Origin of the sequence: Larkinella punicea (genome assembly GCF_003334855.1) — a bacterium.
Taxonomy (GTDB): domain Bacteria; phylum Bacteroidota; class Bacteroidia; order Cytophagales; family Spirosomataceae; genus Larkinella; species Larkinella punicea.
Genome location: NZ_QOWE01000019.1, coordinates 1 through 12,831, shown reverse-complemented (window position 1 = coordinate 12,831; position 12,831 = coordinate 1). Strand labels below are relative to the sequence as shown.

Here is a 12,831-nt window from a genome sequence, read left to right as displayed (position 1 = left end):
ATTTAATGCGAACTATGAGATTATTGGCCGCGTAGCGGACTGATGTTTGTAGCCAATCGGATCACCCGGTTCCTCCGGCGTGCCCTTGGGTACGCAACAAGTGCAGCAGATTGCGTACCCAAGGGCACGCCGGAGGAACCGGGTACCCGATTGGCTACAAACATGTCGTGCCTATGGCACTTAATTAGCTCATAATCAATACATATCATAGTTCGCGTTAAATTTTAATCAATCAGGGAAGAGGGGCAAAAAGTATATATTCTAAAACAAAAAACACCTTGAAAATGAGGGGCTTGAATTTTTCCGTTCTGGTGGTGATCATCGCCCTGTTGGTTGCCACGGGCGACGCAGCGGCTCAATCGGCGCGGTCGAAAACCGTCAAACTATTCAACGGAAAAAACCTGAAGGGGTGGTACGTCTTTATTGAAAAACGGGGACGGGAGAATGATGTTAAAAAGGTCTTTACGGTACACGACGGGCTGATTCACGTCTCGGGCGAAGAATATGGCAGCATCATTACCAACGAAGAGTACGAGAATTATACGCTGACGGTGGAATTCAAATGGGGAGACAGAACCTATGCACCCCGGGAAGACCGCGCGCGGGATAATGGCATCCTGTTGCATTCCACCGGGCCGGATGGTGGGTATCGCGGTATCTGGATGCGTTCCATCGAATGCCAGCTCATCGAGGGCGGGTCGGGTGATTTTCTGGTGGTGGGCGATGGCAGTGAGAACTACGCCTTGACGGCCACCGTAGCGCCCAAACAGGAAGGCCGGGGAAATGTGTATTCCCCATCGGGTACGCCCCTGACCATCCACAGCGGCCGGATCGACTGGTTCGACCGGGACCCGGCCTGGAAGGATGTCAAGGGGTTTCGGGGTGCCAAAGATATTGAAAAACCGCTGGGCGCGTGGAATACGATGGTTTGCGTGGCCGAGGGCGACACGGTTTCCATTTACCTGAATGGGACGCTGGTCAACCAGGCTACCCAGGTGAAACCCGCGAAAGGTCGCATCCAGATTCAATCCGAGGGTGCCGAGCTATTCGTTAGAAAAGTAGAACTTGCTCCTTTACGAAGGAAATAACACCGAAAACCGATTAACCGAAACCGTCATGTCTGATCAGTCAACCCCTTTGCGTGTCCTTGTGGTGGGATGCGGTAACATGGGGTCATCCCACGCCCAAGCCTATCACCTGCTGGAGGGCTTCGAAATCTGTGGCATTGTCTCCACCGGAAAAAGCAAGGAAATCCTGAATGAAAAACTGGGGGGCGGTTTTGCCCTTTTCAGTGATTTTGAAGAAGGCTTGGAGCAGACCAAACCGGATGCGGTGTGTATCTCGACCTACCCGGACACGCACGAGGCATTTGCCGTCAAGTCGTTTGAGGCCGGGTGCCACGTTTTTATCGAAAAACCGGTGGCCGACTCGGTGGCCGGGGCCGAGCGGGTGGTGGAAGCTGCCGTGAAAGCGGGCAAGAAACTGGTGGTCGGCTACATTTTACGCCATCATCCGTCGTGGGAGAAATTCGTCGCCCTGTCGCATGAACTGGGAAAACCGCTGGTGATGCGGATGAACCTGAACCAGCAAAGCGAAACCAGCATGTGGACCCTGCACCGCAACCTGATGAAAAGCCTGAGCCCGATTGTGGACTGCGGGGTGCATTACATCGATGTGATGTGCCAGATGACGCGTTCCAAACCCGTTCAGGTCTACGCCATCGGTGCCCGGCTGACGGACGAAATACCGGCGGATAATTACAATTACGGCCAACTCCAGATCCGGTTTGCAGACGGGTCGGTGGGCTGGTACGAAGCCGGGTGGGGACCCATGATCAGCGAAACGGCGTTTTTCGTCAAAGATGTTTTCGGGCCGAAGGGCAGTGTTTCCATCGTGGCCAAAGAAGCCGGGGGCGCAGGTAAATCGTCGTCCATCGAAGCCCATACCAAAACTGAATCCATCCGGTTTCACCATGCAGACTTGGACGCCAGTGAGCGGTTTGCGAAACCGGATGAGTGGATTAATCTGGAGGACGAACCTGATCATCAGGAGCTTTGTAACCGGGAGCAGCGGTATTTTCTGAAAACCATCCGGGAAGATATCGACCTGACCGATCACATGCAGGATGCCGTCAACAGCCTTCGCATTGCCTTTGCCTGCGATGAATCCGTGCGAACCGGCCAGGTTGTTATTTTGTAAAAGCCCGGTTTCCTGTTGAGGTGGTTGAAATTTCGTACCAGAATTAAGAAGGAAAAAAGTAGTCAGTTGACCGAAACCGGAATACCTTTAGGCCGTTTGTGCCGCGCTTTTGCGTTCCGGCATCCGGTTGAACCACTAGATTTTAGCTAATGACCCCAATTCCGCAAGAAATCCCGGTCGGCATCGTTGGCCTTGGGCTGATGGGATGCAGCATTACCACCTGTTTACTGATTGCGGGTCATCCCGTCGTTGCAGTTGCGCCGATTCCCGTTGACATGGTCACCGCCCTGCCCCGGATCAAAGAGCACCTCGAACGGTCGTATCAAAAGGGACTGATTACGAATCAACCGGAATCGTATCTGGAAAACCTGATCCTGACGGAGGATTACGAAGAACTCCGGCCCGCCCGGCTGGTCATTGAATGCACCATCGAAGACCGGGGGATTAAGGAATCGGTGTACCAGAAAGTGGAAGGAGTCATTGATGCCGATGCGCTGCTGGCCAGCAACACCTCGGCCATTCCAATCAGTGTGCTTCAGAAACTAACCCAGCACCCGGAGCGGTTTTTTGGATTGCATTGGGCCGAACCGGCGCACACGACCCGGTTTCTGGAAATCATTTGCGGTGACGACAGTGCAGTTTCCCAGGGCGAATACCTCTATGAACTGGCCCACTTTTGGGGCAAGGAACCGATCCTGGTCCGAAAGGATATTGCCGGTTTTATCACCAATCGCCTGATGTATGCCATGTACCGGGAAGCCATCAGCCTGGTTGAAAACGGTTACGCGACGGTGGAGGATGTGGACCGTTCCTGCCGCAACAATGCAGGCTATTTCATGACGCTGGTGGGGGTTTTCCGCTGGATGGATTTGACCGGTGTTCCGGCCTACCATACCGTCATGAAAGACCTGTTGCCCACCCTCAACAACAGTACGGAAGTGCCTAAGCTGATCGACGACATCGTAAAAAGCGGGGGGCGGGGCGTTGCCAATGCACACGGTTTTTATGACTATACGCCGGAAGAAGCCCGGCTTTGGGAGGAAACGTTTACGGAATTCAGTTACAAAATTCGCGAAATCGCCTTGCAATATCCGGCTGATTATGTGAAGCAAAAATTAAAAGAGAAGGAGGATTCGGTATAGAAACGATTTCGAACTCTTTAGGATTGCATAAAACGAATATCAAATGATAAATGTTAAATGTAAAAGTGGCTTCCAATCCAGTACTTTTACATTTAACATTTATCATTTTTCATTTGATACCAGTCCTGTACGAAGGATTTAAAACGATTGGCAGACCGCTTTTTCTTCTTTTTTTGGTTACGATTTTTGCAAACCCTTGTCGATGCTAACGCCAATGAGGGGGCCGCGTAGCGGACGAATGTTTGTAGCGAAAAGACTACCCGGTTCCTGCCGCGTGCCTTTGGGTACGCAATTGCCTGCCCCTTCCTGTTGCGTACCCAAAGGCACGCGGGCTGTCTCGATGACACACTGTGGCTACAAACATCCGTCCGCTACGCGGCCCCTCATCATTCGCGCCACAGCATCATAAAAAGCCATTCTAAAGATCGTTCTGCGCCAGTAGCCAAAGAGGTTGGGGGGAAATGCATCCTTCGTACAGGACTGATTTGATATTCATCCTTCTGTATTCCTGGAAGAGAAATGAAATCCTGAACGAGTTCTTCATTTCCCCTGTATCACTAATAATCAACTCTTCGTCGCCGTAGGCTCCGCCGGATGGCCGGGTTCCGTTTCCTGCGGTTCCGGCCCCCAGTGCTGTCGTCCGCGGCCGAATCCGCGCGGGCCACAGCCGCCTTTCCATTGTTCCTTCATTTGCTGCTTGAACTGCTGACGTTCTTCGGGCGTCATGTTCTGCCAGCGGTTCGACATTTTCTCGCGCCAGTAAGCGTGTCTCGGGTGGCCGTAGGGACCTCCGCCCCAGCCGCCACCGCCCCACCGTCGGCCACCCCAGCCCCCGCGAAAACCGACCAGAATCCGGCTCAGCAGGAGCAGGCCCAACGCCTGAACGAAGGTGATCGTCGGGCCGGCAAACAGCACCGGCACCAGCCAGTTCCAGAGACCTGATACGGCCCAACCGGCCGCCGTTACAAAAATGACAGCGAGTAACAGGCCGCCGACTACGCGTTTAATCCAAAATAGTTTCATGGTAATAAATGGTTGTAATGGTTTGATGGTTGAAGGGTTGTTTCAACCGCATTATTGTTGGAGCGATTTCTCGGTTTTTGAGGGATGCTCATGCGGCTGGCAAACGGCGGCATGGTGGTGATTAAAACCGTGTTGCCCGCGCCAGTGTCCGCCGTGCCCACCGCCGAAGCCAAAATCACCCACCAGCAGTCTCGTTAGAAACAGCAGGCCCAGCGCCTGGACGAAACGGATTTTCGGCCCGTTAAAAACCGAGGGCACCAGCCAGTTCCACAGCCGCATGACGACCAGCGTGACCAGCATGAAGAGGGCAATTCCGAGGGCTAAAAAGCCGATTCCTTTTAAAATTAACAGAGGTTCCATTGTCGTTGTGTTTAGTTTATAATCCATTCTTCGTATAAGCCCCGCAGGCGTTCCCGCAGATACAGAATCGCGTAGTGTTTGCGCGACAGCAGCGTGTTGATCGGAATACCGGTTTCGTCGGCCATGTCCCGAAAACTCTGTCCGTCGATCTCGTGCCGGACAAACACCTCACGTTGTTCGGCGGGGAGTTCCGAAACCGCTTCCATGACGGCTTCCATCATCGCTTCGCGCATCAGCATCTCGTCGGCGGTCAAGTCGTTGGCGGGCAGCAAACTGGCCATCAGCAGCGGTTCTCCATCGTCGTCGGCGTAGCCCCTGGATTGATCTTCCAGCGAAACCGTCCGCTTTTTCCGGTACCAGTCGATGATTTTCCGCCGGGCCACCGCAAACAACCACCCGGCCAGATGCTCAATGGGCTGCGTCAGTGGGTCCGTGGGCGACGGCAGTTGCGTTCGCCGGTCGATTTCGGCCCAGTCCATCAATACATCCTGCAACAGATCTTCGGCATCCTCGCGCGTCGGGAGCCGTCGACGGATAAAATCCAGCAGGCGGGGTCGTTCGCGCTGAACCGTCCGGGCCGCCCCGTCGGGTGGCCGGGAGTCGGAACCGGAATGATCCGATCCTTTCGGGTTGATGGGGACTGACAGCGCAACGTTTCTCATACACCAGGGAAGTCGGATGAAAACAGCGGATATTGTATCACCAGTGCCTGAAGTCCTTAAAAATGGATAAGTGGCGCAATCGACCCGATGAAAGGTCGTTTAGGGCTTGGGAGTAAAGAAGTTAGACAGGAGATGAGAGACTGAACGGGCTATTTTTTGGGTCTTTCGTCTCCTGTTTCAGCGCTTTTATCGCGGACGAAAAAAAGAAAAATGCCCCATCCATTTCATTTCTACCGGTTTTTTGGCAGATTCATAGCCCGAATTCCGGATGACGTATCGGGGCATCACCGGTAAGAATATACGCTCTGTTGGCCTTCCTTTTTCGGATGAAACCTGCCGAACGCCATACAAATAGCCGATCGATTGCCTATATTTGTCATGGATTATTCCGTTAGTTTTTTGAATCTCACTAATCTTTTACTCAATACAGTATGAACAGAAGAGATGCCTTGATGCGGGTTGCGGCTTTGATGGGAACCACCCTGACGCTGCCTGCACTCGCGGATACGCTCGAAGCGTCGGCCACCAGACGGGCCCTGAGCGGAAAGCCTCTGTTGTTTACGGCTGACCAGGATACGATGGTCGCTGAAATGACCGAAGTCATTATCCCCACGACCAGCACCCCCGGTGCGAAAGCCGCCAAAGTCAATGAGATCATTGACATTATCCTGAAAGACTGTTATCCGCAAAAAGACCAGAAGCAGTTTTTAGACGGACTGGCCCATACCAATGAGCTGAGTCAGGCTGCCTACAGCAAGAATTTCGTGGCGCTCGATGCCACGCAACGAACGGAGATCATGACGAAACTGCAGGCCGAAGCCGCCGAACAGCGCAAGGCCATGGCCTCGATGCCCGCTGAAAAACGGTATACGCCCTTCTTCAACACCCTGAAATCCTTGACGCTGAACGGGTATTTTACGTCGGAAATCGGTGCCACTCAGGCCCTGGCCTACATTGCCGTTCCGGGCCGGTTCCAGGGGTGTGTTGATCTGAAACCCGGCCAGAAAGCCTGGGCTACCTAGTGTCGATGAACAAGGACGAGTGGATGGGTATCCGGTTCATTCGTCATTTGGAACTGCCTGAGCAGTCCCGGAAATTGTTCATTATCCATTTTATTCGTCATTAAAAACATGAACCTTAACATAGATAGTATCAAAGCCACTACCTACGACGCCATTGTGGTCGGATCGGGGATCAGCGGGGGATGGGCAGCGAAAGAGCTGACGGAGAAGGGTTTGAAAGTGCTGATGCTCGAACGGGGCGAAGATATCAAACACATCGAAGGGTATAAAACCGCCATGACCGACCCCTGGCAGTTTCCGCACCGGGGGCGGGTGACGTCGGAGATTGCCGAGGAACAGGCCGTTCAGGCCCGGACGGGCTATACGGTTTCGGAAGGAACCGCTTACCTGTTTGTTAACGATAAAGAAAATCCGTATTTGGAAGACAAGCGGTTCGACTGGATGCGCGGCTACCATACGGGCGGGCGTTCGCTGATGTGGGGCCGTCAGAGCTACCGCCTGGGTGATCTCGATTTTGAAGCCAACATTAAGGAAGGCGTTGGTGCCGACTGGCCGATCCGCTACAAAGACATTTCGCCCTGGTACGATTACGTCGAGAAATTCATCGGCGTCAGCGGTTCACGCGATGGTTTGCCGCAGTTGCCCGACGGGCAGTTTCAGCCGCCGATGGACATGTATTGCCTCGAAAAACACGTCAAAGGCGAGGTAGAGAAGAAATTCAAGGAGCGGACGATCACCATCGGCCGCGTGGCACACATCACCAAGCCTACGGCACAACAAAGCGCACTGGGCCGGGCGCAGTGCCAATACCGGAACCTGTGTAGCCGGGGGTGTCCGTTCGGCGCGTATTTCAGCACGCAGTCGGCCACGTTGCCAGCGGCTATGAAAACCAAGAATCTGACGCTCCGGCCGCATTCCATCGTAACGTCGGTGATTTATGACGAAGCGAAGAAAAAAGCAACGGGCGTTCGGGTGGTCGATCAGTTGACGAAAGAAGAACTGACGTTCAACGCCAAAATTATTTTCCTGTGTGCCTCTTCGATGGCGTCGACGCAAATCCTGATGGCTTCGGTTTCCAACCGTTTTCCGAACGGTTTGGGCAACGAAAGCGGGGTGCTGGGTCACTACGTGATGGACCACCATTTCCGGGTGGGTGCCAGTGGCGTCTACGAAGGGTTTGGCGATAAATACTACTACGGTCGTCGGGCGAACGGCATTTACGTGCCACGTTTCCGCAACCTGCCCGGCCAGGCAAAACGCGATTACCTGCGTGGTTTTGGCTACCAAGGCGGTGCTTCCCGCATGAACTGGGGGCGTGGTACGGCTTCGGAGGGCTTCGGAGCGGCTTTCAAAGACGAAATGACCAAACCGGGACCGTGGGCGATGAACCTCGGCGGTTTTGGCGAATGTCTGCCGTATTTCGAAAACAAAGTCGTGATCGACAAGTCGAAAACCGATAAGTATGGCCTGCCGGTGCTGCGCTTCGATGCCGAATTCAAGGAAAACGAAATGAAGATGCGCAAGGACATGGGCAACGATGCCGCCGAAATGCTCGAAACGGCGGGTTTGAAAAACGTGACCATCAACGACAACGGTTCGTGGCCGGGTCTGGGCATTCACGAAATGGGAACCGCCCGGATGGGGAATGATCCGAAGCAGTCGGTGCTGAACAAATTCAACCAGGTGCATTCGGTGAAAAACGTCTTCTGTACGGATGGCGCATTCATGGTTTCGGCTTCGTGTGTCAATCCATCGCTCACCTACATGGCCATGACCGCCCGTGCGGCCAACTACGCCGTGCAGGAACTGAAGCGGCAAAACCTTTAGGGAGTGAAGAGTGAAGAGTTAAAAATTAAGAGTAGAAATACGCCACGGCCTGTTTGGCCGACGGAGTCACTTTTAACTCTTAATTTTTAACTCTTCACTCTTCACTTTTTTTGCAACCCTTTCGGTATCAGCCTTGTCATATCGTTCAGAGCGTTGTCTCGACGGTGATATGTTTACATCCAGATTTTATAGTACGGTATTGACGGTGTTATTGCTGGGCACAGTGGCTTGCGATCGAATCGCGCAGGATGCTGCACCCGGCCCCGATGGCGTGGATACGGAAGAAATAGAGTATTATACCCTGCCCGACCAGCAGGTGGCGATTGATCTCACGTCCATTTCCGGCCTCAATTCGGTTACGACGCTGTACATTACCCAAACTCCGCGACTTGGTAATGCCCGATTCAGCGGCAGCGGTTTGCTGGTTTATACGCCTTATTCCACTTTTGTGGTGGGTGAAGACCAGTTTGCGGTCAGCACGGGCAAAGAAACCCGGCTTGCCCGGTCGTTCCGGATCAGCATGGCGGCCGACAGCAGCCGGATTCCGTGTAATGCCGGCCCGATTCCGGATTGGTACCGGACGGCCGAAAGCCAGCCCATTACGGTAGATGTTTTGAAAAATGACCGGTTTTGTGATGCCACGGTCGATCTGGCCAGTCTGGCCGTGCAGCAGCAACCGGAACATGGCAAAGTAACCGTCGAAAACGGGGAAATAAGTTATACGCCTACGGCCGGTTTCAACGGTTTTGATTTTTTCTTTTACAAAGTGAAGGCGGTTTTTCCGCAGAAAAGCCGCACGTTTCTATGTCCGGTTCGGATTAGCGTCGGCGATCCGTATAAAGACTGTAAAATTCTGTTGAAAGACGAGCAGGTCTACTGGAAGCAATGGTTCATTACCGATTCATTACGCATTCCGGTTTTGTCCAACGACCAGCTCTGTAAATCCCGGTACGATTTGCCGGTTACAATCGTCAAAGCACCCGGCAAGGGTACGGCGCGGGTGTTGAAGAACAATACGATATTGTATTTTCCGACAAATGGCTATACGGGAGAGGACGAATTGACGTACCGGCGTTGCGATGCCGGGGATTGTCAGGAAGCCACGGCCCGTATTTCGGTTACCAGCCCGGATGCCGGTTGCACATTGAATGCCCGCAACGACAACGGGCAGATTTCGGCGGCTATTTTGCCTGCTGACCCCAAAAAGCGGCTTGTTTACATTTATGCACTGGGAAATGACCGCGTTTGTACACCCTTGCGAAGTATGACCATTACGGATAATCCATCGGGTGCCGCTCTGGAAGTCCTGCCAAACGGGGTTATTGTGTACCGGCCATCCCTGGATTTTAGAGGAAGTTTTCAGTTTACCTATGAATTAACAGACGTGAAAAATAACAAGTCGTCGGCGACGGTGAATCTTGCCATTCAATAAATTAGGAATGGTAAATTGGGTCGGTTTAAGGAAAAGTTGTAATTCGTACGTACACCGTCGTCCTGAAGAAACTCTTTGTCTGAAATAGAATTGTTGCGGGCATGCCAGCGTCACGATGCGCGGGCTCAAACGGCTTTGTACGAACGTCACAAAAGCCGGATGATGGGCCTTTGCCGTCGCTATGCCCATTCGCGTCCGGAAGCGGAAGACATGTTTCAGGAAGGGTTTATCCGCATCTTCCAGCAAATTCATACCATCGAACAACCCGAGCGGTTGCTGAACTGGATGAAACGGGTGATGGTCAACACGGCCATTAACTGGTATCACAAGCACCACCACGAACAATCCGAAACCGATTACGAAGAAGCCTGGGAAACCAGCAATACCGAACACAACGACATCCTGGCCCGCATCTCAACGGAGGAACTGCTCACGCTGGTGCAGGACCTGGCCGATGGCTACCGCATGGTGTTCAACCTGTACGTTGTCGATGGCTACAGCCACCAGGAAATTGCCCGGATGCTGGGAATTTCGGAAGGAACCTCGAAGTCGCAACTGGCGCGGGCCAAAGACGTTTTAAAACAAAAATTGAAGAAAATAGGGATTGTCAGCTATGGCAGCTACTGAAGAGGAGTGGGAACGGATTTTCCGGCAGCGACTCGAAAACTACGCGTCTGAACCGGCGGAAGACGCTCTGGAACGTATTTTAAGGGGATCAAAACCGCCATCGGTCGAAAAACCGGGGCGTCATATGGGCCGACGAATCGGCATGAGTGTGGCGTTTCTGGGTATTCTGGTCCTGCTAACTGTTGGAGTCCGGGAGTATACAGCCTCGTCGACACGCACCGTTGCTCAATTACCGGCGACGGTGAAGGCGGATCCGAAACCGGAAACAGAGCAGACCGGGATGGTTGCTGAAAGCCGTCCGACGGCCGGGAATATCCCAAGGGCCGGGCGTCGTATACCCCAAAACGAAAGGTCGGCCCACGTGATTGACCAACCGGCAGCGACCCTTCCCGGCCTTGCCAGAATCCGGATTGGTGAATCATCGGTTCTTGCCCGGGCGACCGAAAAACTCCGGCGAAAACCGGTTGGCTCAGGTTCTGACCCGTTGCGGAGGAATGATCAAAACACGAGCGAAAAGTTAGTAAATCAACTGAGCAGTATACCGAAAGAACTACCAAACAAAGCCTATGATGTAAACTCTACAATCCAATCATCCTATCCACAAACGAATATGGAGACGGAAACGGCTCTGCGCTACGCGTTTGTGGCCGGAAAAGCGACCCGGCTTGTGTTTCCCGTTGCCACCTTACCCGCTGTTCATGCACCGGCCGGGCAGCAGGCGCCCGGCGTCGAACCGGAGCGTCTGGCCGCGCGCCCTTCCATTTTTGCCAGTGTAATGCCGCTGTACACGTTCCGGGAAGTGACGCCGGTGCGGCAGGATGAGGTTGTGATGGAAAAAATTCGCCCGTCCACGTCTTTGTCTGCCCGGACGGGTTTGCGGGTGCAGGCCGGGGCCGAATGGCCGCTGAACCGCAGGCTCAGTCTACGGGTTGGGGCGGTTTATCAGAAATTGCAGCAGGAAATGACCTACTCCGCCCGAGCCCTTCGCTCAGATTCGACTAAAGTGGAGTGGGTCGATCAGCAAACCATTAAATTAACGCCTTTGTATAAATCGGTGGAACACCGGGTGAAAACCACCTGGCAGTATGTCGCCCTGAGTGCAGAAGGCCGGTGGCAGTTGAATCCGGGTCGGATGACGGGGCTGCGGCATTTGATGGCGATTGGAGGAAGCCTGGGTTATCTGGCCAGTGGCCGTTCCGGCCAACGCTGGCAGCCTTTCCTTCAGGCTTCCTACGGAGTTGAGCGCCAATTGACGGAGAAACTGCGGTTGCAGGTTGAGCCCGGAATCGTCTATAATCTCAACGCCATCAGCGATAATTCCCGCAGTTTCAGCGTTCGACCCTACAGCTACGGTCTGGTGATCGGACTACACTGGCAGCCTTAAATATGAACAGACGGTCGTCCCGTTGGCTCAGGAAATTGAAATTTTTCCGAACAACTTTAGTATGATCAGAGTTTGTTTTATAATTGATTTGGTTCAAACAACCATCATAAAACAAAACTCAACGATGAAAAAGCTAGTGATGATGGGGGCTATGTTCGTGGCGGTTGCCCTCAACGCCAAAGCACAGAACACGACCGGGTCGACAGGCACGACAACGGGCACGACCGTAAACCCGCAAACGCAGACGACCAATCCGCAAACCCAGGGGATGAATAGCCAGTCGACGGGTACGACTGGAAACACAAACACGACGACGTATCCGCAGGGCCAGACGACTTTAGGGTCGCAATCGCCTACCGGTTCGACGGCCAATCCGCAAATGCAAACGCAGCCTCCGACGACCGGAACCACTACGTTCCCGCAAACGCAGCAAGGCCAGCAGGGACAAATGAACCAGCAGGGTCAGATGAATCGTGAGCGCCGGACTACCGACCCCACGTCCAATCAGACCGATTCGGTTCAGGGTTCAACGACGACCAATCCTTCGACTACGACCAGCCCGACGAACTCAGAAATGAATACGAAGGGAACGACCAACAATTCGAACGACCGCAAAAACCGGAGAAATAGAAACCGGAATGATTCGACGATGAAGCGTGATACGCTGAAAAATAATTAATTAAGATTCAGTTAGGTAATCCAAGAAAAGCAGTCATCGCTCGGTGTCTGCTTTTTTTCTTACAACCATGAAAAAGCTACTGATTGCCAGCCTGATCGGGGTTTCCTTTTTTGGAATCTCCGCCCAATCGACGGGGATGGTCCGTCTCTGGAATCCTGTTGCCGGGCAAACCGTCACGCAGGATACAATTAAAAAAGACACAAACCGGCTTCGGCAGGGCGACCGGATGCGCCGGGGTCAGATTGAGGACCGACGACCAACGGGCGACCCGAATCCGAAGCAACCCCGCACCGATTCGCTTCGGCGGGGTGGAGCGATGAAAGTGGATACCGTCCGGTAGTAAAATGAACATGAGTCATCCCGAATTTTAGGGGATGTGCAAAAAAGAGCCTCCTTTCTTAGTTTTGAGCATCACCACAACGCCAAAACCAGAAAGGAGGTCTTTTTATGTCGAAGACATGCCAACAAAAAAAG

At 53.3% G+C, this 12,831-nt stretch carries 13 protein-coding genes; 10 read left to right on the top strand and 3 right to left on the bottom strand.

What is annotated here, in order from left to right; all coding sequences use genetic code 11:
* Positions 1-284: 284 nt before the first annotated feature.
* The 3 genes from DUE52_RS21460 (at position 285) to DUE52_RS21450 (ending at position 3,341) form a co-directional block, all read left to right on the top strand.
* On the top strand, positions 285-1,088 hold the full coding sequence (locus DUE52_RS21460) for a 3-keto-disaccharide hydrolase (RefSeq protein WP_114408111.1): 804 nt from the start codon (positions 285-287) through the stop codon (positions 1,086-1,088).
* 28 nt (positions 1,089-1,116) lie between these two features.
* Positions 1,117-2,199, top strand: coding sequence for a Gfo/Idh/MocA family protein (locus DUE52_RS21455; RefSeq protein WP_114408239.1), 1,083 nt, complete (start codon positions 1,117-1,119; stop codon positions 2,197-2,199).
* A 149-nt stretch (positions 2,200-2,348) separates the two neighbouring features.
* Positions 2,349-3,341, top strand: coding sequence for a 3-hydroxyacyl-CoA dehydrogenase family protein (locus DUE52_RS21450; protein WP_114408110.1), 993 nt, complete (start codon positions 2,349-2,351; stop codon positions 3,339-3,341).
* A 564-nt stretch (positions 3,342-3,905) separates the two neighbouring features.
* Here DUE52_RS21450 and DUE52_RS21445 read toward each other — a convergent pair.
* Genes DUE52_RS21445 through DUE52_RS21435 form a run of 3 tightly spaced genes read right to left on the bottom strand, consistent with a single transcriptional unit; the run spans position 3,906 to position 5,386 of the window.
* Complete coding sequence (locus DUE52_RS21445) at positions 3,906-4,364, bottom strand: HMG-box domain-containing protein (RefSeq protein WP_222930310.1); 459 nt, start codon at positions 4,362-4,364, stop codon at positions 3,906-3,908.
* Positions 4,365-4,415: 51 nt separating this feature from the next.
* Positions 4,416-4,724, bottom strand: coding sequence for a hypothetical protein (locus DUE52_RS21440; protein WP_114408109.1), 309 nt, complete (start codon positions 4,722-4,724; stop codon positions 4,416-4,418).
* Positions 4,725-4,735: 11 nt separating this feature from the next.
* Positions 4,736-5,386 (bottom strand): RNA polymerase sigma factor, encoded by a 651-nt coding sequence (locus DUE52_RS21435; protein ID WP_114408108.1) that lies wholly within the window; start codon positions 5,384-5,386, stop codon positions 4,736-4,738.
* 431 nt (positions 5,387-5,817) lie between these two features.
* Between DUE52_RS21435 and DUE52_RS21430 the strand changes: the two genes are divergently transcribed.
* From DUE52_RS21430 to DUE52_RS21400, 7 genes are all read left to right on the top strand, one after another.
* Entirely contained in the window at positions 5,818-6,408 is a 591-nt protein-coding gene (locus DUE52_RS21430; RefSeq protein WP_229312255.1) for a gluconate 2-dehydrogenase subunit 3 family protein, read from the top strand.
* Between the two features lie 108 nt (positions 6,409-6,516).
* Complete coding sequence (locus DUE52_RS21425; RefSeq protein ID WP_114408106.1) at positions 6,517-8,235, top strand: GMC oxidoreductase; 1,719 nt, start codon at positions 6,517-6,519, stop codon at positions 8,233-8,235.
* A 169-nt stretch (positions 8,236-8,404) separates the two neighbouring features.
* Positions 8,405-9,667 carry an Ig-like domain-containing protein gene (locus DUE52_RS21420; protein ID WP_114408105.1) on the top strand — a complete coding sequence of 421 codons (1,263 nt, stop codon included), beginning with the start codon at positions 8,405-8,407 and terminating at the stop codon, positions 9,665-9,667.
* Positions 9,668-9,742: 75 nt separating this feature from the next.
* Positions 9,743-10,294, top strand: a complete 552-nt coding sequence (locus DUE52_RS21415) for an RNA polymerase sigma factor (RefSeq protein WP_114408104.1) — start codon at positions 9,743-9,745, stop codon at positions 10,292-10,294.
* Positions 10,281-11,678: a hypothetical protein gene (locus DUE52_RS21410; RefSeq protein ID WP_114408103.1), complete on the top strand. Its 1,398-nt coding sequence runs from the start codon at positions 10,281-10,283 to the stop codon at positions 11,676-11,678. Before DUE52_RS21415 ends, DUE52_RS21410 begins: the two co-directional genes overlap by 14 nt.
* Positions 11,679-11,802: 124 nt before the next feature.
* On the top strand, positions 11,803-12,357 hold the full coding sequence (locus DUE52_RS21405) for a hypothetical protein (RefSeq protein WP_133299900.1): 555 nt from the start codon (positions 11,803-11,805) through the stop codon (positions 12,355-12,357).
* Positions 12,358-12,424: 67 nt separating this feature from the next.
* Positions 12,425-12,697: a hypothetical protein gene (locus tag DUE52_RS21400; protein ID WP_133299899.1), complete on the top strand. Its 273-nt coding sequence runs from the start codon at positions 12,425-12,427 to the stop codon at positions 12,695-12,697.
* The last annotated feature ends 134 nt before the right edge of the window (positions 12,698-12,831 follow it).